Source organism: Thiospirochaeta perfilievii (genome assembly GCF_008329945.1).
Classification (GTDB): domain Bacteria; phylum Spirochaetota; class Spirochaetia; order DSM-2461; family DSM-2461; genus Thiospirochaeta; species Thiospirochaeta perfilievii.
In genome coordinates this window covers 3,003,249-3,022,377 of the sequence record NZ_CP035807.1, presented here as the reverse complement: position 1 = coordinate 3,022,377, position 19,129 = coordinate 3,003,249, and the positions used below count along the sequence as shown (strand labels likewise).

General features: G+C 30.1%; 24 protein-coding genes and 1 other RNA gene. 21 read left to right on the top strand and 4 right to left on the bottom strand.

Going from position 1 to position 19,129, the window contains the following annotated elements:
- The first annotated feature begins 103 nt into the window (after nt 1-103).
- Together EW093_RS14005 and EW093_RS14000 are read left to right on the top strand one after the other, a co-directional pair.
- Nucleotides 104-892 carry a TatD family hydrolase gene (locus EW093_RS14005; RefSeq protein WP_149569001.1) on the top strand — a complete coding sequence of 263 codons (789 nt, stop codon included), beginning with the start codon at nt 104-106 and terminating at the stop codon, nt 890-892.
- Nucleotides 889-1,737 (top strand): HDOD domain-containing protein, encoded by an 849-nt coding sequence (locus EW093_RS14000; RefSeq protein WP_149569000.1) that lies wholly within the window; start codon nt 889-891, stop codon nt 1,735-1,737. Before EW093_RS14005 ends, EW093_RS14000 begins: the two co-directional genes overlap by 4 nt.
- A 283-nt stretch (nt 1,738-2,020) precedes the next feature.
- On the opposite strand, the gene EW093_RS13995 is transcribed toward EW093_RS14000, so the two are convergent.
- From EW093_RS13995 to EW093_RS13985, 3 genes are all read right to left on the bottom strand, one after another.
- On the bottom strand, nt 2,021-2,740 hold the full coding sequence (locus EW093_RS13995) for a flagellar filament outer layer protein FlaA (protein WP_149568999.1): 720 nt from the start codon (nt 2,738-2,740) through the stop codon (nt 2,021-2,023).
- Nucleotides 2,727-3,482 carry a flagellar filament outer layer protein FlaA gene (locus EW093_RS13990; protein WP_149568998.1) on the bottom strand — a complete coding sequence of 252 codons (756 nt, stop codon included), beginning with the start codon at nt 3,480-3,482 and terminating at the stop codon, nt 2,727-2,729. Before EW093_RS13990 ends, EW093_RS13995 begins: the two co-directional genes overlap by 14 nt.
- 111 nt (nt 3,483-3,593) lie before the next feature.
- Nucleotides 3,594-4,316, bottom strand: coding sequence for a hypothetical protein (locus EW093_RS13985; RefSeq protein WP_149568997.1), 723 nt, complete (start codon nt 4,314-4,316; stop codon nt 3,594-3,596).
- 5 nt (nt 4,317-4,321) lie between these two features.
- Between EW093_RS13985 and EW093_RS17370 the strand changes: the two genes are divergently transcribed.
- From EW093_RS17370 to tsaB, 19 genes are all read left to right on the top strand, one after another.
- Nucleotides 4,322-4,465, top strand: a complete 144-nt coding sequence (locus tag EW093_RS17370) for a hypothetical protein (protein WP_187759721.1) — start codon at nt 4,322-4,324, stop codon at nt 4,463-4,465.
- 625 nt (nt 4,466-5,090) lie between these two features.
- Entirely contained in the window at nt 5,091-5,609 is a 519-nt protein-coding gene (gene infC / locus EW093_RS13980; RefSeq protein WP_149568996.1) for a translation initiation factor IF-3, read from the top strand.
- 21 nt (nt 5,610-5,630) lie between these two features.
- Complete coding sequence (rpmI, locus tag EW093_RS13975; RefSeq protein WP_149568995.1) at nt 5,631-5,828, top strand: 50S ribosomal protein L35; 198 nt, start codon at nt 5,631-5,633, stop codon at nt 5,826-5,828.
- Between the two features lie 15 nt (nt 5,829-5,843).
- Nucleotides 5,844-6,203 carry a 50S ribosomal protein L20 gene (gene rplT, locus EW093_RS13970; RefSeq protein WP_149568994.1) on the top strand — a complete coding sequence of 120 codons (360 nt, stop codon included), beginning with the start codon at nt 5,844-5,846 and terminating at the stop codon, nt 6,201-6,203.
- Nucleotides 6,204-6,206: 3 nt separating this feature from the next.
- Nucleotides 6,207-7,025, top strand: coding sequence for a cell division protein ZapB (gene zapB, locus EW093_RS17715; protein ID WP_246745040.1), 819 nt, complete (start codon nt 6,207-6,209; stop codon nt 7,023-7,025).
- A complete protein-coding gene (locus EW093_RS13955) occupies nt 7,025-7,300 on the top strand; it encodes a cell division protein ZapA (protein ID WP_149568993.1) in 276 nt (91 codons plus the stop codon). The genes zapB and EW093_RS13955 overlap by 1 nt, the downstream gene beginning before the upstream one ends.
- Before the next feature lies 1 nt (nt 7,301).
- Nucleotides 7,302-7,482, top strand: a non-coding RNA gene (gene ssrS, locus EW093_RS13950) — 6S RNA.
- 59 nt (nt 7,483-7,541) lie between these two features.
- A complete protein-coding gene (locus tag EW093_RS13945) occupies nt 7,542-8,375 on the top strand; it encodes a PilZN3 domain-containing protein (RefSeq protein WP_149568992.1) in 834 nt (277 codons plus the stop codon).
- Nucleotides 8,376-8,396: 21 nt separating this feature from the next.
- Nucleotides 8,397-9,500 carry a tetratricopeptide repeat protein gene (locus EW093_RS13940; RefSeq protein ID WP_149568991.1) on the top strand — a complete coding sequence of 368 codons (1,104 nt, stop codon included), beginning with the start codon at nt 8,397-8,399 and terminating at the stop codon, nt 9,498-9,500.
- 124 nt (nt 9,501-9,624) lie between these two features.
- The gene (locus EW093_RS13935) at nt 9,625-10,485 is read left to right on the top strand and encodes a flagellin N-terminal helical domain-containing protein (RefSeq protein ID WP_149568990.1); all 861 of its coding nucleotides are present in this window, start codon (nt 9,625-9,627) and stop codon (nt 10,483-10,485) included.
- 240 nt (nt 10,486-10,725) lie between these two features.
- Nucleotides 10,726-11,574: a flagellin N-terminal helical domain-containing protein gene (locus EW093_RS13930; RefSeq protein ID WP_149568989.1), complete on the top strand. Its 849-nt coding sequence runs from the start codon at nt 10,726-10,728 to the stop codon at nt 11,572-11,574.
- Between the two features lie 306 nt (nt 11,575-11,880).
- A complete protein-coding gene (locus EW093_RS13925) occupies nt 11,881-12,993 on the top strand; it encodes an IS110 family RNA-guided transposase (RefSeq protein ID WP_149566950.1) in 1,113 nt (370 codons plus the stop codon).
- Nucleotides 12,994-13,054: 61 nt separating this feature from the next.
- Nucleotides 13,055-13,378, top strand: a complete 324-nt coding sequence (locus EW093_RS13920; protein ID WP_149568988.1) for a flagellar protein FlaG — start codon at nt 13,055-13,057, stop codon at nt 13,376-13,378.
- 23 nt (nt 13,379-13,401) lie between these two features.
- Nucleotides 13,402-15,381, top strand: coding sequence for a flagellar filament capping protein FliD (gene fliD, locus EW093_RS13915; protein ID WP_149568987.1), 1,980 nt, complete (start codon nt 13,402-13,404; stop codon nt 15,379-15,381).
- A 1-nt stretch (nt 15,382) separates the two neighbouring features.
- A complete protein-coding gene (locus EW093_RS13910; protein WP_149568986.1) occupies nt 15,383-16,255 on the top strand; it encodes a hypothetical protein in 873 nt (290 codons plus the stop codon).
- Nucleotides 16,256-16,260: 5 nt separating this feature from the next.
- Complete coding sequence (locus EW093_RS13905; RefSeq protein WP_149568985.1) at nt 16,261-17,349, top strand: PilZ domain-containing protein; 1,089 nt, start codon at nt 16,261-16,263, stop codon at nt 17,347-17,349.
- Between the two features lie 26 nt (nt 17,350-17,375).
- Complete coding sequence (locus tag EW093_RS13900; RefSeq protein ID WP_149568984.1) at nt 17,376-17,639, top strand: hypothetical protein; 264 nt, start codon at nt 17,376-17,378, stop codon at nt 17,637-17,639.
- Nucleotides 17,640-17,641: 2 nt separating this feature from the next.
- Nucleotides 17,642-18,061 carry a tRNA (adenosine(37)-N6)-threonylcarbamoyltransferase complex ATPase subunit type 1 TsaE gene (gene tsaE, locus EW093_RS13895; protein ID WP_149568983.1) on the top strand — a complete coding sequence of 140 codons (420 nt, stop codon included), beginning with the start codon at nt 17,642-17,644 and terminating at the stop codon, nt 18,059-18,061.
- On the top strand, nt 18,058-18,726 hold the full coding sequence (gene tsaB, locus EW093_RS13890) for a tRNA (adenosine(37)-N6)-threonylcarbamoyltransferase complex dimerization subunit type 1 TsaB (protein ID WP_149568982.1): 669 nt from the start codon (nt 18,058-18,060) through the stop codon (nt 18,724-18,726). The genes tsaE and tsaB overlap by 4 nt, the downstream gene beginning before the upstream one ends.
- Nucleotide 18,727: 1 nt before the next feature.
- Here tsaB and EW093_RS17710 read toward each other — a convergent pair whose 3' ends face one another.
- The gene (locus EW093_RS17710; protein WP_246745117.1) at nt 18,728-19,117 is read right to left on the bottom strand and encodes a hypothetical protein; all 390 of its coding nucleotides are present in this window, start codon (nt 19,115-19,117) and stop codon (nt 18,728-18,730) included.
- Nucleotides 19,118-19,129 lie beyond the last annotated feature (12 nt).

Here is a 19,129-nt window from a genome sequence, read left to right as displayed (position 1 = left end):
ATTAAGGTTGGTCAATAGAGATACAAAAATATTTTTTTTAATAATCTATTATCACCTTTCTTACTTCATTTTTATACTAATTTATGATTATATAGAACTTATTATGAATATAGAAAATATAAGTGACTCACATTTTCATATACTAGAGATGAAAGAGAAGGGATTAGATCTAGAAAACATCTTTGATAACTGGTTTAGTAATGGAGGTCAGTATTTAATAGATATTGGAGTAGATGAATTAAACTTTAAAGATAGGACTTTTTACTCTTCTAAATACAATAAAATATACCACAGTGTTGGAATACACCCAAACTCTGCTGGTGGAAATTTAGTAGAGAGAATGAAAAAAGTTCAGAGTGAACTTAATAAGAATAGCGTGGTAGCAATTGGAGAAACCGGCCTAGATTATTACTGGGATACAGTAGATAAAAGTATACAACGAGATTTTTTTATATCTCATATTGAATTAGCAATAAAACACGATCTACCTATAATCATCCATAATAGGAATGCTACTGAAGATATGATATCTATATTAAAAAAGTACAAAGGCAAATTAAGAGGCATAATACACTGCTTCTCAGAGGGGAAAAAAGAGGTTGAAGAGTTTATAGATCTTGGTTTCTACATTTCCTATGCCGGTAATGTTACATATAAAAAAAATCATGATTTACAAGAGAGTCTAAAATATGTTCCACTGGATCACTTATTATTAGAAACAGACTCACCCTACTTATCCCCTACTCCATTACGAGGAAAATTAAATACCCCACTTAATATAATACACAGTTATAACTTTGTTTCAGAAAAATTAAATACAACAGATTTTCACTTAAAAGAGTTGGTAACTAATAATATTAAAGCAATTTTTAAACTTGAAGAGGAATTATGACAAGTATATACAATAAATATATTTTTGATTTACCAATAATACCAAAGGTCGTATCAGACATCTTAGCAATACCTAGTAATGTAAATATATCTTCTAAGGAGATTGAAAAGATTCTTATAGTGGACCCATACCTAACTAGTCGTATGCTAAAAATAGCAAACTCATCTTTCTATTCCAGACAAAGAGAAATTAATTCAATAAAAGATGCAATTACACTAATAGGACTGAAAAAAGTAAAAACCATATGTCTTTTAATTGCAGGCTCTGAGATAATTAACAATAAAAAGGATATTTTTTATAAAAAATTCTGGTCTGAGGCCATAAATACCGCTTTTATAGCTAAATCTATCGCTTGTGATACAGGTAAAAGTGTAATAGAGGATGATATTTTTACAGCAGGATTACTTCACAATATTGGACAAGCTATTCTTTTTAATTTTTCTGATGAAAACTATAAAAATGTTTTAAATAAAATGAAATCACACAAAAGAAGACTAATTGATGTTGAGATGGAAGAGTTTGGTATTAATAACCACAAAGTTGGAGCAGGTGTTCTTCATTCATGGGAATTTCCTCAACTTCTTATTGATAGTGTTGAAAACCATCTTAATATTTCATCACATTCACAATTTCAGAATGTTATAGATATTGTATCTATCTCTAAATTATTAAGTCAAAAGATTGACAATAGTTATAATGAAGAACTATATAACGATCTTTTCCTTGTTTATCAGTCAAGATTGAATCTAAGACAGTCACAAATCGACTTTTATATAAATGAATACTATGATGATATATCTTCTACACCATTTTACAATATCTGTCTTGATATAGTTTTTAGCTAATTTATTTATAACAAAAAAAATCCTGAATTGTTCAGGATTCGATACTCTTAATAAAAAATCCTGAATTGTTCAGGATTCGATACTCTTAATAAAAAATCCTGAATTGTTCAGGATTCGATACTCTTAATAAAAAATCCTGAATTGTTCAGGATTCGATACTCTTAATAAAAAATCCTGAATTGTTCAGGATTCGATACTCTTAATAAAAAATCCTGAATTGTTCAGGATTCGATACTCTTAATAAAAAATCCTGAATTGTTCAGGATTCGATACTCAAATAATATTACCAAGCATCATTTATATCATCTGCATCTCTATTTTGCTCAGCAAAAAGATCAGTTACAGCTCTTAAATCATCAAAATATAAATAATACTTACCATAAGTCTCTTCTAAGTCACATTCAACTTTAAAACCAATTATTTGTATACCCATTTTATCATTGTAATGGTAATCTCTTTGAACTATATTTGGTGGTATTGCTACAACCATTTTTTTCCAACCAGAGAAATTTAAATCACCCATAGTTAACTCGGCATAATTACCAAAGTGATCCTTAATGATAAGCTTAAGTGTATGACGAGTATTTCTACCAACAACCCACATTGAGACAGTTTTAGTTATACCCTCTATAGGTAAAGGTCTAATTGGATTTATATAAAAATCAACCATTCCTCTTCTAAAAAAATCTACTCTAACACCTAAAACTTTCTCATCTACTTCATTAATACCTGTCTCTTGTTCACCCTCTATAGCTTCTTTTTCAGAAGGAGAACCAGCTTTATCTCTAACACTAATAATACCATCATCAGCACCAATTTTTCCATACCAAAAAGCTGCATCTTCAAATTTAGAAATAGAAACTTCTCTAAGGCTCTGCTGAGCTGATTCTATACCAATTAAACCTGGATCTGGCTCAGAAACACCTTCCTGAGTATAACCATGTAATGTACAAATAAATAATGCAATGATTGTAAATAAAACTTTTTTACTACTCTTGAACATCAGAAGAACCTCCCCATATCTCTTCAATTTTATCTTTAGAGGTTAGATCTTCACCATCAAAACTATTAACATGTGTATCTGTCAAAACTTTTAGCTGATCAATATACATATAGAATAGATCAACTTTTTCATCAGGATCAGTTCTTACTACTAATTTAGTTAACTTTAAACCTTCAAAAAATGGTAAGTATTGTTTAGTCTGTTTAATACTTGTAGGAATCTTTACATATAAATGCTTCCAACCAATGTGCTTAACAGAACCCATCTCTATAACATGAATTATTCCTTGAAAGTCAACTACATGCACTTCCAACGTATAGTCGAAATTAGACCCCCAAAACCATAGATCAAAATATTCAACCTTACCAGGAAGCATTAAAGGTTCTGCACGCCATTCATCACCATTACCTTCTCCTGGAATAATTTCAATATAGTTATATCCTTTTCTTGTAAAGCTTCCTAATACAGCAAAGCTATTTAAATCTGCTGCATTCTCAGGATACTTTCCAAATAAATCTTCTGGGAAAGCATTTGCATATGCTGCTTTTGGATATCCTTCTGTAGAAAATTTACTACCATTCGCTTTCCATATTACTGGATTTCCTGTTGCACCATTATTAGTTAAACCTTCACCATCAAATGACTCAACAACTATTGCTTCTTTAGTTATTAAGCTATCAGCAAAGACTGTAATAGGCATAATTAATAATAAAGCCAGTATAAACAGACCTTTTTGTCTCATCTAGAACTCCTTACTTAGTAAATACTCAATTATTCCTTGAAATTATATTTCTTTAGGAATCTATTGTCAAACATTATATCAATTTTATTATCGCCAAGAAAGTTTAATAAATCAATATTTTTTTAGTTTTGATATTATTTTACGGTTGGGCGTATTATTTATATGCTTTAAAAAATAATTATAATCAGTTTCTATTGAATATACGATATTATTATTGCTTAATCTTAATTTATCACCATTTCTAATTACTATTTTTTTGTGTTTTAACAACTCATATGCATAATTATTATACCTGTAACTATCTATAATCCATAGATCCGTATTTTGGATATTTGTTTTAATAAAATTATTAATTTTATTTTTTGTAATAGAAGAATCTATAATTAAAAGATTATTCTCAGCTCCTAAATTTTTTAAATTTTTAGATATATTAGACTCTAGTTCATCATTCAAATTCATTATTACTGAAATATTATTATTAAAAATCTTGAAAATATCATTATATGCAACTGTATTATCTAATACTACTCCCTTTACATTGGGCACCTTTTTAAGATTATTAAAATTAGTATCTAAAACGATAATCTCAGCATCTAAACTATTAAACTCATTATTATAAAACTTATATACTAAAGGAGAGAGAACAACTCTACTGAAATTAGTAAAAATATTTAAATCTAGGGGCTCTCCTACATTGATAATATGATCAAAACTGCTATTATTAATATTATTGAAATTAACAAAATAATCATCAAGAACTATAATATTATCTTTAAATGAATCGCATGAAACAAGAGTTATTAAAAAGAAGAAAATATATATGCTATTTTTCATTTAAAATGATTCGATTTTTGAAACCAAACATATTCCATTTAACGACAATAATAAATGAATACAGTATTATTAAAGGTATAAAAGATAGAAGTATAGACCTAGAAGCAATTAGATTAAAAAGCATTATTATAAACGGTATTAATACATAACTGATATTTTTAACCAAATAATCCCACTTAACAAATTTAATGCAACTTAAAAAGCTTAAAACAACTACAATGCCCCCATAGAATATAGGTTTTAAAATTATTGAAATATTATAATAAATCTTAAAATCTATTATTAAAGAGAAAATTAAACTCCAATATAAAAAACCATAAATGAAAGACATCGATACTTTTTTAACATCCTTCTTACTTATTCTAACAAACAGTATATATAAAAATAAAACAAAAAGCGGTATAAAATCGACAAAAATTATACGTGTAAAAGTTTTTAAGATACTATCGCTTTCAAACTGATAAAAAGTACTTAATGACCATGTAAGTAGACACAGAATAGAAGAGAGTACTATTCCCCAAAAAAATACTGTTATTTTTTTATAAGTTATACTAGGTTCTAAGATAACAAATAAAGTAGGTATACTAATAATTGCAAAAATCAACATTATTGAAAAATATCATTAAAAGAAAAAATTTACAATAATTAGTTATTTTAATTGTCATATTTTATATCTTTAAGTTTGACTATATTCTTATGAAATGATATATTTTCGAGGATAAGTAAAACTATTATTTTATATAACATATTTTTAGGAATCCTAAAGGAGAAGGTTTGGCACAAAAAGAATTAAGAATCAATGAACAAATTCGGGTAAGAGAAGTTAGATTAGTAGATCACGAGGGAGAGCAAAGAGGCGTAGTTTCAATAGCAGAAGCTCTATCGATTGCACAAGAGGCTGGATTAGATCTAGTTGAAGTAGCACCTCAAGCTAACCCGCCTGCTTGTAAGATTCTGAATTATGGTAAATATAAGTTTGATTTAGAAAAACGAAAACGTGAAGCTAAAAAAAATCAAAAAATTGTAAAATTAAAAGAAGTTAGAATGCAACCTAAAATAGAAAAGCATGACTTAGATTTTAAAACTAAACATGTAAAAACTTTTCTAGATGAAGGAAATAAGGTTAAAGTTACTATCAGATTCAGAGGACGAGAGTTAGCTCATACTGAATTAGGGAAAGTAGTTTTAGATAAAGTGCTTGTATTACTTGAAGACTGTTATATCTTAGATAAAAGAGCGACGATGGAAGGTCGAACTATGTCTATGATATTAAGTCCTAAAGTAAAAAAATAAATTATAAAGGATGTATCACCAATGCCTAAAATGAAAACAAGAAAAAGCGCGGCTAAAAGATACAAAATGACAGGAAGTGGAAAAGTTAAGTACAAATCCATGGGTACTCGTCATATTCTTACAAAGAAATCCGCGAAAAGAAAAAGAAGATTACGACACATGGCTGTAGTTAGTGAATGTGAAGTACCAAGAATTAAAAGACTTTTACCATACGGTTAAGATTAGGAGAAAAGAATGCCAAGAGCAGTTGATGGGACTAGAAGAAAAGATCGAAGAAAGAAAGTTCTAAAATTAGCAAAAGGTTACTGGGGACGAAGAAAAAACTGTGTTAGAACAGCAAAAGATGCTGTAGCTAAAGCAGGTAAGTATGCCTACAGAGACAGAAAAGTAAAGAAAAGAGAGTTTAGAAGACTTTGGATTTCTAGAATTTCAGCGGCAACAAGAGCTGAAGGATTGAATTATTCCAGATTCATAAACGGATTGAAAAAAGCTGAAATCGCTTTAGATAGAAAAGCTTTATCTAACTTAGCAATTGAAGACCCAAAAGCATTCAGTGCAATTGTAGCTGAAGCAAAAAAAGCAATAGGAGCTTAATAAATGATAACTCTTGAACAGGTACAACAACTGGATGCTAAGATTAAGCAGGCTGTTAGTTTAATAAGTACTTTAAGAGAGGAAAACGCCCAATTGCGATCCACTCTTTCTAACTATGAAAATAAAGTTACTGACCTTGAAACAATGATTTTATCCCTTGAAGATGGTCAAACTAAAATTGAGTTAGGTCTAATAGATGCTATTTCTAAATTAGATAACCTTGAAATTGTGGAAAATGAAGAAGAGAAATCTTTCGAAGAGCTGTCACTTAGGGAAGAATCAGCAATCGTTAATGAAAATATTGTAGAAAACGATCATTCTAAACAAGAAGACAACACTACGGAAGAGTCCTTTCCTTCTAAAGAAAAAGACTATACAGATGAAGATGAAATAAACACAGTTGTAGAAGATACAGAAGTAAAAGATACAGAAGTAAAAGATACAGAAGTAGAAGATACAGAAGTTGAAGATACAGAAGTTGAAGATACAGAAGTTGAAGATACAGAAGTTGAAGATACAGAAGTTGAAGATACAGAAGTTGAAGATACAGAAGTTGAAGATACAGAAGTTGAAGATACAGAAGTAGAAGATACAGAAGTAGAAGATACAGAAGTAGAAGATACAGAAGTAGAAGATACAGAAGTAGAAGATACAGAAGTAGAAGATACAGAAGTAGAAGATACAGTTGTAGAAGATACAGTTGTAGAAGATACAGTTGTAGAAGATACAGTTGTAGAAGATACAGTTGTAGAAGATACAACAAGTGGAACTACTAAGAAAAAAAGTAGTGATTATTCAATCCCAATGCTAGAAATCTTTTAATGAATGATGATTTGTTCCATATAGATATATTAGACACTGTTATTTCTTTTAAATCAAAAGAAAACAGGGAATATATGGAGCAAATCATCTCTATTTTAAAAGAAAAAACCAACAATACACAATCAAAATTAAAAATTAAAGATCCTTTAAAGTGTTCAATTCTTACTTCACTATTTTTAGTAGATGAAATTATGAAATCTCAAAACAACACATCAATTTTATTAGAAAATCACATTGAAAGGCTTGTACAAAACCTAAATGAAGCATTAGAATAGTAAGTGCCTGGGATGCTCGTTTGTGCAGTGATATTCTCTTTCTACAAAACAAAACTACGGGATTCCTACTCTTTAAAACTGAATTGTTAGCCTTTATGGTGAAACAGGATGTTTAAATAGGAAGCCCACTTGAACAAATGAGTTCAAGAGAATAAATCGCTGGACGGCATTTTGGGTAAATTCTTTTTTTTAAAACTTAGCAGTTGACTACCCATTTTAATATCATTAATATTAACCATATATGGGATTACTAACAAAACAAGACATTGATAATTTTTATAAAAATTATCAAAATGAAGAAGTTATTTTCACAAAGAGTATCGCATCATTATTAGGGTTACAACCTAAGCATATCTATTTTAAATTTAAAGATATTCAAAGGCCGTGTATAATCTATTCATCCTCAATGACTAAAGCTAAAATCATTGCTAGTGTTCCAAAATCCATAATTGAAATTATAAAAACAGAAACTAATATAAATCTTAGATTTGCCTTAAAAAATGAAGAGAAGAAGAATGATTCACTATTTTTCTTTATTAAGTGCAGAACAATAGATATTACTCCATATAAACCGGAACAAAACCTATACATTATTCATTTTGAATATATTAGTAAGCCACCCGAAGCTTTAATAACAATTTTGGGTAGATTACTAGAGGCTAAAAGAATTGCTTCTGAAAGGTCTGAAGAGAGAATAATTGTTGATAAAAATAATTTTTCAAAACTTGGACTAAATTCTACAGCTATTAAATTGATAATTGATAATATCCCTAGACAAGCGATTATTCGAGATCTCTCATTCCATGGTATGAAATTTCTTTTAGCTGGGAATGCAAAATTTTTAAACAACAAAGTTATTAAAGTTGAATTTTCAAATAAGGATTACGGTCTAATTACACTTTTAGGTAAAAGTATCCGTGCAGACTCTATGGCAAATAGAAAAGATATTGTATTATTAGCTGTACAATTCGACGATAAATATATCCCTGTCCAATATAACATAATACTTAATGAATACTTAAAATCTAATAAGTTTATGAACAAATTAAAGACAGATATTGAAGTTAAAGAGTAAGAAAAATATTTGGAGCATAAAATGGAAAATATAAATAACCCACTAAAAGATATATATTATATATCAATACCTGATAATTTTAAAAATGAGTTTGATGATTTCACTATAGATAAAAATATCCTTCTTCCAATTGAAACAAATGGTTTAGAAAACTGGGAACCTAAGGATCTAACATGGGAGTCTATAGTATCAGCTATGTTAAAAATATTGGCATATAATAGAAACCATAAAGATATAGATTATTACAGAAATTTTGTTAAAGCTGTTAGACCTAATATAATTCAGGAGTTAACTGATTCAGCAATTTTTAAATCAAGTGAAAATAGTTTCTCTTTAGCAAGAGAGATTTTTTTGGCTCTAGATGGACTTACCCCAGGAAAGGATAGAAATTTACTTAATTTAGCTGTTCTTAATGAGAATGAAGCTGATTGGTTTGGTAAAAAAGGTGATTTCCAAAAACAAGAAGAGCTATTAAATTTAGCAAAAGAGATATATTTACAGCTTCTTGATAGGGAGAGTGTTCTTACAGATACATATTTTAATGGAGGGTTTTTCTTTATTAAAATTAGAGATTTTGAAAAAGCCGAATTATGCTTAAGTGCATTTATAGAGTATAGTGATGATGAAGACAAAATAGAAAAAGCTAAGGAAGTATTATTAAACTACAAAAGTATTATAAGTAATGAAGATATATTTAGTAACGCTTATACTGCAATTTTAAATGAAGAGGAGCCATTAGCAATAGAAGCTCTAATCAGCTTTCTAAAAGATAATGAGAACATTTGGAATGGGTGGTTTTTACTAGGTTGGGCATATAGAAGATTGTCTAATTTTACCGAAGCAATTAATGCTTTAGAAACAGCACTAAAATTAAATGAAAAAGATGTAGATATATACAATGAACTTGCTATCTGTTATTTAGAAGTTGGCCTTTTTGATAAAAGTCAAAAGGCTCTTGAAAAAGCTCTTCAAATAACGCCAGAAGATGTAAAAATCATTTCTAATATGGGAATATTACAGATGAAGCAAGGAAATATGGATGAAGCTAAGAAATATTTTGAAACTGTTCTTGTTTATGATGAAGAAGACTCTATTGCAAAACTTTATTTAGAAAAATTGGAATAATTTTTTTTATCTTAGTAAAGTTTATACCCCCTACTCTCCGATATATAAATATGAGAAGTATTTCTCAACTTGGAACAAGGATGTTCCATAAAAAATTTATCGATCATTCATGGAGGAATGTAGTATGGTTATTAATCACAACATGAGCGCAATGAACTCACTAAGAGTGGGAGCAACAAAAACTTCTGGAATTCAGAACAGTATGTCTAAATTATCATCTGGTTTAAGAATAAACAAAGCAGCTGATGACGCATCTGGATTAGCAGTTTCAGAAAAAATGAGAAGTCAAATAAGAGGTTTAAATCAAGCATCTAGAAATGCATCTGATGGTATATCTTTTATTCAGGCTACAGAGGGTCACTTAGAGTCAACTACTAATATCTTACAAAGATTAAGAGAGTTATCTGTACAATCTTCAAATGGTATTTATACTGCTGAAGATAGAATGCAGATTCAAGTAGAGGTTTCTCAACTTGTAGACGAAATTGACAGAATCGCATCTCAAGCTCAATTCAATGGTATGAATATGCTAACAGGTAGATTTGCAGAAGAGACAGGTGAAAATACTGTTACAGGTTCTATGTGGATTCACGTAGGAGCTAACATGGATCAAAGAGAGAGAATGCACATTGGTACAATGACTTCTTCTTCATTAGGTGTAAGACAATTAGGAACTGATGATATTATGTCCCTTGAATCAGCAGATGAGGCTAATAAAAGTATTGGTGTTCTAGACGAAGCTCTTAAAAAAGTAAACAAACAAAGAGCAGACCTTGGAGCATACCAAAACAGATTAGAAACAGCTGTTAAAGGTATTGATATTAGTGCTGAAAACTTACAAGCTGCTGAGTCTAGAATTAGAGACGTTGACATGGCAAAAGAAGTTGTTAATCTTACTAAAGATCAAATTCTTAGCCAAGCAAGCAATGCTATGCTTGCTCAAGCGAAATCTGCTCCACAACAAGTGTTGCAGCTTCTCCAATAACGTATTATACTCTATGGTGATGTTAGTATTTTTACTAACATCACTTTTGATCTTTGACATACGACCCCGTTTAAAACAACAGCATTAAGGTGTTTATCACAAGTGATAAAGATCTTAGTGACACAGGAGATTACACGGAGCAGAAAAGACGCGTACTTTTTTCTGAATCCTCCTTGTTGTGCACTATGATAATTTATGTAGGCAAAGGATGCCTACTAATTAGTATCATGGAGGGGAATAATGATAATAAATCACAACATGGCAGCTGTTAATACAAATCGACAGCTAGGACTGGCTCAGAATGCTTCTAACAATTCAATGGAAAAGCTTTCTTCTGGGATGAGAATTAATAAAGCAGCTGATGACGCTTCAGGTTTAGCAGTATCTGAAAAAATGAGAAGTCAAATCAAAGGCTTAAATCAAGCTGAAAAAAATATTCAAAACGGTGTTTCCTTCATTCAGGCAACTGAAGGATTCCTAACAGAAACTACTGATATTCTACAAAGAGTGCGAGAGCTGTCTGTTCAATCATCAAATGGTATTTATAGCGATGAAGATAGAGCTATGATTCAAGTAGAGGTTTCTCAACTTGTTGATGAGGTGAATAGAATTGCTTCCCAAGCACAATTTAACGGAATGAATATGTTAACTGGGAGATTTTCAGAAGAAAGTGGTGGTGCTCTTTCAATCCAAGTTGGGGCTAACATGGATCAAAGCGAAACAATCGCTGTAAGAACTATGACTGCAACAGCACTAGGATTAACTAATGAGCAAGGTGATGGTGCATCAATTTCATTGGCTAGTACTGATGAAGCAAACAGAGCCATCGGTGTCTTAGATGATGCTATGAAAACAGTGAATGCTCAACGAGCAGATCTTGGAGCTTATCAAAATAGATTTGAAACTGCAGCTAAAGGGATAGCAATTGCATCTGAAAATATGCAAGCAGCAGAATCTAGAATTAGAGATACCGATATGGCAACAGAAGTTGTAAGTTTAACGAAAGATAAAATCTTACAACAAGCAAGTACTGCAATGCTTGGACAGGCAAATGTTCAGACACAATCAGTACTTTCTTTATTAAACTAATACTCCGTATTTTTAAATAATGATGTTAATTATTATTTATCTTTAAGGATTCAGGGGGAGACGCGTCCTTCCCCTTAATTCGATATCCTAAAGGAGGAATGATAAAAAGTAAATATAACCCCTTTGGTTGATAGACTGTTTTATAATTAGTAAGACAGCAAAGCTACTGTTCGTCATATTTATTGGTCTGCGAGACCGCAAAGGAGATTGAAGAGCTGTAGCCGTAACATTCAATGGTCTGCGAGACCGAATAGGAGATTGGAGTTAATCAACCGTACAGGAGCTGTCTAATATAGGGGGCAATATATGAAACTTAGTATAGGTTCAGACCTACACAAAACACAATTTACAACACTTTCACTTAGTGAAGATCGTAAAATTGAAGAATCAGGAATGTATCCAACAAATAAAACGGGGTATGGAGAATTCTTAAAACAGGTTAAAGAATGGATAGAGCAAGGATACGAAATATCTATTGCTGTTGAATCAACTGGAAATGCAAGATTTTTTAGAAACAAAATGATTAGTGCAGGAATTGAAGTAAAAGTTGTGAATACACTGAAGTTCAAAGTTATAAATGAGTCTGTGAAGAAAACAGATAAGCATGATGCAAGAACATTAGCAGAGTTTTTGGAAAAAGATATGCTTCCAGAGTCGATTTTATGTTCTCAGGAAAGTGAAGATATCAGAAGAATATTAAAGTCACGATCTATTTTAGTAAAAACTGTTGTTTCTTTAAAAAATCAAGTTCATGGTCTATTACTTGGATATGGTATTGAATCCAAAAGAGGACAGTTGCAAAGTAAAAAAGAGAGGCAGCGAATCCTTGTGGGTCTCGAAGACCATAGGTTTAACGGAAACGCCGCCAATGCGGTAAGACCGCTACTTAATACGATAGATCAGGTATCATCAGAAGTCAAGATTTTAGAAAAAGTCTTAGCTAAAATGGTTGAAGAAGATGAAGATGTTGCACTTCTTCAAACAATACCTGGTGTTGGAATAATAACAGCATCAACAATAAGAGCATTTACTGATGATATTGAAAGATACAGTAGTGCAAAAAAATATGCAGCACATGCAGGACTTGTTCCATGGGTTCAAAACTCAAATATGACAATACATCATGGTCATATAACGAAAAGAGGACCAGTAGAGCTTAGAACTGCATTTGTACAAACTGTAATGGGAATGATTAGAAGTAAAAAACATACTATGGGATACAGATTAATGAGTAGGTATACAGATATGAAAAAACATAAAGGTTCTGGGAAAAGTATTATAGCTACAGCCAGAAAAATGAGTACCATAGTTTATACAATACTAAAAACTAGAGAACCATTTGATCCTCAGAAAATGGCTCACAATAGTAAATATAGAGAAATGCAGGCGACAGCATTAGGTGCCGCACTTGCTGTGTAGAACAGCACGATATATGCTTTTTTACGGAAGGGTATATATTGACTTTTTATAGGAGGTTCTTATGACTGTTATTACAGAAAATGTTATAAGACAAGATCTTAGGGAGAGTAATGTAAGAAATGAAAAAACAGCAAATGTTCAAGCTAAAACTAAAATAAGTAATGAAGATGTACTTACACTTCCTGAAGTTAAAATTCAACTAACTGATATTTTAAAAGAGACAAAGTTAAAATATAGTGTAGATGAACAAGATAATGGTTTTATCATTAAAGTGATGGACAAAAAAACCGATAAAATTATTAAAGAGATTCCTTCCCATGATATACAAGTTCTTAGAAAACATTTTAGAACTCATATGGGTGTACTCTTTAATGAACTCATATAAAATATAGTTAAAGGTGGTTTTTATTGTCTGATATTGCGATTCCTGGTTTTAGTAGTGATAGTAATTCAGCTAAAATGATAGAAAATTTAATGAAAGCCAAACGTATTCCTCTTGAAAAAATGGAAATAAAACAAGAGGAATATACTGATTTAAAGGGTATTTGGCAGGATTTAAATGTAACACTTTCTAAACTATCTGATTCAGCAAATAAACTATATGGATTTGAAAATCCTTTTAACGAAAAAAGTGTAATAAGTTCTAATGAAAGTATATTAACTGCTGAGACAGAAAGAACAGCTATAGATGAGAATCTAAGTTTTATAATTGAAAGCATAGCAACTACAGATAAATTTGTCTCATATCAAATAGATAGTGAGGCTAAAGTACAAAAGGGTTCCTACTCTTTTCTTATAGGTGAAGAATTAACTACCTTAAAATATCGTGGTGGAGACTTTGAAGATTTTGTTAATAAATTAAACAAAAGAAATCCTGACAAATTACATGCTTCCTTAATCAAAAATAGTAAAACATCTCAAGTATTATTAATTGAGAGTTTAGAAACTGGTAACGAAAATAGTCTACAGTTAAAAGATGACGCAATAAAGCTAGGTCTAGATATTGGACTTATAGAAAAAAATAGTATCGAAAACAACAAAATTAAAGTTAATGATCTAATATCTTCTTCTGGTGATATTTCTAAAACAACTTATACATTAAATCTCTCCCCTAGGTCTAAAGTAAGTTTTAGAGTTGATTCAGGTATTAATGAAAACGATATTTTTGAGATTGAAGTTGAATTAAAAGATATTTCAGAGGATGGGAATGACCCTACCCTATTAAAAGATTTAAATATTCCTAATGTAACACTAGAGAATATAACTATTAATAATGAAATAGGTGAGCCTTTAAAAAGATTCTCCCCTAATGATAATAGTAGTACACCTATATTAGATATGAACATAGTTACAATTTCAGATGAAAAGTATACAACAAAACTTAACCCAATTGTTGATATAAATAATAAAAAACAGACTCTAACCTTTACAGGTAAGGAGATAAAAAAACTTAAAAGCATAAATATTATAAATAACAACAGTAATAAAACCTTATTGGTTAACTCAGTAACCCAAAAAAAAGGGGCTGGCAGAGGTGAATATGTTCCAATAAACCCAATAACTATTGCTAAAAATGCTAAGTTATATATGAATGGAATGGAAATTGAGAGAGAAAGTAATGATATTGATGACCTAGTAGATGGGACTACTTTACACTTAAAAAGTGCTGATCCAAATGAAAAGGTTACATTAAATATCGATTATAATACGGATTATGCTAGGGATCAAATTTTAGACTTCGTATATAACTATAATGAATCCATGAAAAAAATTATCCTTCTAACTAACGATGATAAAGCTGTAATATCAGAGATAGAATTTGCAAATGATGATGCGAAAAAAAAAGCAGAAGAGATACAGGGAACATTAAGAGGTGATAGAACCTTAAATAGTATTAAACAGAGTCTACTTAGAACAATAACAAACGCATATGCTACAAATGATGATAATGAATATAACTTATTAAAAAGTATAGGGATTTCTACAAATGCATCAGGTTCTACTGGTGTTAATGTTTCCAAACTAAGGGGTTATATAGAGGCTAATGTGGAAGAGCTCGAGGCTGCCCTTAAAAATAATATAACATCGGTAAAAAATCTTTTTGGATACGATTCAAATAATGATTTTATTATTGATACTGGTGTTGCTAAGTTAGTAGATGATAATATAAAGCCATATACTAGAGCTGGAGGCATTATATCAAATAGAATATCTACTATTGATAGCCAAATAAAGAGAAATGATAAGGATATTACAGATTATAAAGATGATTTAATTACATATGAAGATAGTATTAGACGAAAATATGGTCAGATGGATGCAACAATTAATAATTTAAATAGTAGTATGACAGCTATAGAGAATTTAACAAATAGTGGGGATAACTAAAATGACTTTAACAATAGATAAAAATAATATTGATTTTTCATTAGAGAACGAGAAATATCTAAATGAAGTAATTTCTAATATTAGTAGCTGGTTAAGTAAAAACCAATTAATAGTAGAGAAACTATATATAGATAATGAAGATTACTCCAATAGGGATTTAAATGTAAAAATTGACGATATACGAAGTATTGAGATCGAAACTTTAAGTTTTACTGAGCTTAATATAAATAATATATCTTGGATTAAATATTTCTTTCAACGACTAACTTTGGCTTTGGATAATTGGGATAGAGAAATTCTTCTACAAGTTAATGATGAAATCCCTTTTGTTCTAAACCATCTACCTAATATACTATCTTTGGATAATAAAACTCCAGAATATGGTAAAAATGAGATTATTTTAGAGTTACTAAACAGATATAACTACTTAAACTGTAAAGAAGAGAGTGTTGATAAAGAGAGTATTAATGATATCTTTGAGGATATTATACTACTATTAAATGAAAGATTAAGAGAGTTCTCTAATCCAAAAGAGGAGTTAATAACTAGTATAAAGGTCTTAGTCTCTTTAAAACCAGATTTAGAGTCAGTTGCGATATATCTTCAGGCCGGGAATGAAGAGAAGGCTGCTAAGGTTATGAATACATTTACACACATTTTACATAAAGTATTAAGAATTCTTAATTTTAATATTAACAATGTGAAAGTAACAAATGGTAATGATTTAAATGAATTTACAGATGGATTAGATGATATATTAAATGAACTATTAGATGGTTATGAAAGCCAAGATACTGTTTTAATTGGTGATATATTAGAGTATGAAATATCTTCACGAATTGAAAAATTAGAAGACTTATTTGTAAAAGGATAGTTATTATGATTTATAATATACCATTGTTACAGTCAAAACTACGTTTTTCAGGGAATTTACTAGGAGCAAAAAAAGAGACAGACCCGAAAACTATGTTAATAACAATTGGGGCTTTAGTTCTTTTTGTAATACTAGCATTAGTATTTAATAAAATTTTTAGTAGTAGTGGCAACTTTCGACAATATAAAAGAACTTTTAAGAAAAAAGCAAAAGAGCTACAACTAAATAAGAACCAGATAAAGCTTTTGTCTAGACTACTAATTGAGTCAGATATAAAAAAACCTCTTATGGTTCTAACTCATCCTGCTAACCTTAATACTCTACTTAGAAAGGCTATTAGAAATATAAAGAAAGAGAGTACTTCTGATACAGTCAAACAGAATAGAATTATAGAAATTTATAGAATAAAACATCATCTAGATAAGTACCAAAAAAGCTCTCAAGTAAAAACTACCCATGAGCTATCGATTGGAACTAAAGTTGTTATAGAGAGAAATGATAAAAAATCCTATACAAGTTCAGTTATTGGTAACTACGAAAACTATTTCTGTATTAAGCTTCCAATAGATTCTGTTGGCAATCAAATAAAGTGGAAAAAAGGTTCTATGGTTAAAATAATAGCCTTTGATAGAAATGATAAAGAGTCCCATTTCATGTCAAAAACTCTTGGAATTAAGAATGTAGGTTCATCTAATGCAATTATAATATCCCATACAATACGATCTAGCCACAGTATAGCAAGAGGATTTCAACGTGTAGATGTCGCTATTTCAACATATGTATATCCTGTAAATAAAACATTTGATCCAGGGAAAAAACGTTACTCCTATAAAATTAATAAATCATTAGGAAGAGTAGGAAAAGTTATAGATATTTCCAGTGGAGGATGTGCTCTTACCATGAAGACACCCTTTCCGGAAGGTAGTATTATTCAACTAGATTTTGATATAGATGAAAATAAGAGTGTTCGATTACAGGGTAAGATTTTAAAATTACGAATTGCACGGGGGCGTAAAATTACCCACGTTAAATTTACCCGAGCTAATGCAAAAAACTTAAATTTGATAAATAACTTTATTTATTCGTTGGGATAAATTAGAATTATTATTAAGGATAAAATATGAAAGTTATTAGAATTATTGATATAATTAGAAAAGATGTTCCTCTTTATTATAGGAATAAATACACTGCAATTGCAGAGATAGAGATTTCTAGTACTGTGACAAATAGAGCAAAAATAGAGTTCGCAATTGAAGTTACACCTATCTCAGGAAAAGTATATAGTGTTGATGAAATAGAAGATTTAGATTATCCTACCCTTCCAGTTAAAAAAGCTCTTGTAGAAGAGATTAAAAACTATGACAGAGAGGGACTCTTACCTTAAATATGAAAATTATTTGTAAAACTCATGATGAAACCTTTAATATAGGTCTAAAATTAGGAGCAAAAGTAAAACCAGGTCAAATTATTACTCTTAATGGAGACTTAGGAGCTGGAAAAACTGTTCTAGCTAAGGGAATTGGACAATCCTTAGAAGTAAAAGAGGATATAACAAGTCCTACATATAATATTATATGTGAATACAGTGGTAAGATTCCTTACTATCATATGGATCTATATAGAATCTCAGATTATGATGAGTTTGAAATGTTAGGTGTTGATCATCTCCTTTTTGGTGAAGGAGTGACTGTTATTGAGTGGAGTGAAAGAATCCAAGAGTATCTACCAGATGATATTATTAAAATAGTAATAAATGTAGATAGTGATAATAATAGAATTCTAAATATTCAAGGTGTAGAGATATGAAAAACATACTTGCTATTGATACAGCAACAAAATTATTAATAATTAGTTTAAAAAGTAATGGGAACTACTATTATGAAATTATAGATGAGGGATTTACACATTCAGAAAATATAATACCAACGATTGAGAAACTTCTATCTAAGGGAAATATTACTATAAAAGATCTTGATCTATTAGTTTGCACTAGAGGTCCTGGATCCTTTACTGGACTAAGAATTAGTATGTCTACCCTTAAAGGTATTAGTTTAGGTCTTAATATACCATTAGTTTCTATACCCACACTAGATGTTTATGCAGAGAATATCAACTTTGATGGTATAGTTATACCTATTATTGATGCTAGAAAAAAAAGTTTCTACCTATCTTTATATACAAATGGAAATAAGATAACTGAAGATCTTGATTTACCCTTTAATGAAGTTATAAAACTATTAAAGGATAAACATAAAATTCTACTTACAGGACCAGATTCGCCTCTACTACACAATAAACTAGAAGGTGAGATTAACACAAAACTTGATGTTAATAGAATTGATCAATATGGAATTAACTTAATTAATCTTGGTATTAGGGAATACAATAATAATGGTCCTGATAAAATAGATCAAGGACCACTATATATAAGAAAAAGCGAAGCTGAAATTCTACACGAAAGTAGCAAATAGACTATTTTAAATCAGATGTAAAGTAGAACTTTACTTTAGGATGTTCTTCAAGTATTCGGTCTAACATCCATTTAGATTGAGCTAAGAATATATTTTGACCCCTTACATCTACAGCCATTTTACTATCATAATAAGCCATGAAATTATCAAGGGCTGCCTTATCCTCACTATCTACCCAACAGGCTGTAGTAAAATCAACAGGTTCAAACTTACATGATGCTTTATACTCTTCTGCCATACGAGCTTTAATTACTTCCAATTGTAAGGCTCCAACGACCCCTACTAATTTCTGTTTAGTTGTAGTTCTTGTAAATATCTGAACAACACCCTCTTCTCCTAATTGGTCTAATCCTTTTTTAAACTGTTTATCTTTTAAAGGATCAGTGTTAATAACAGATCTAAA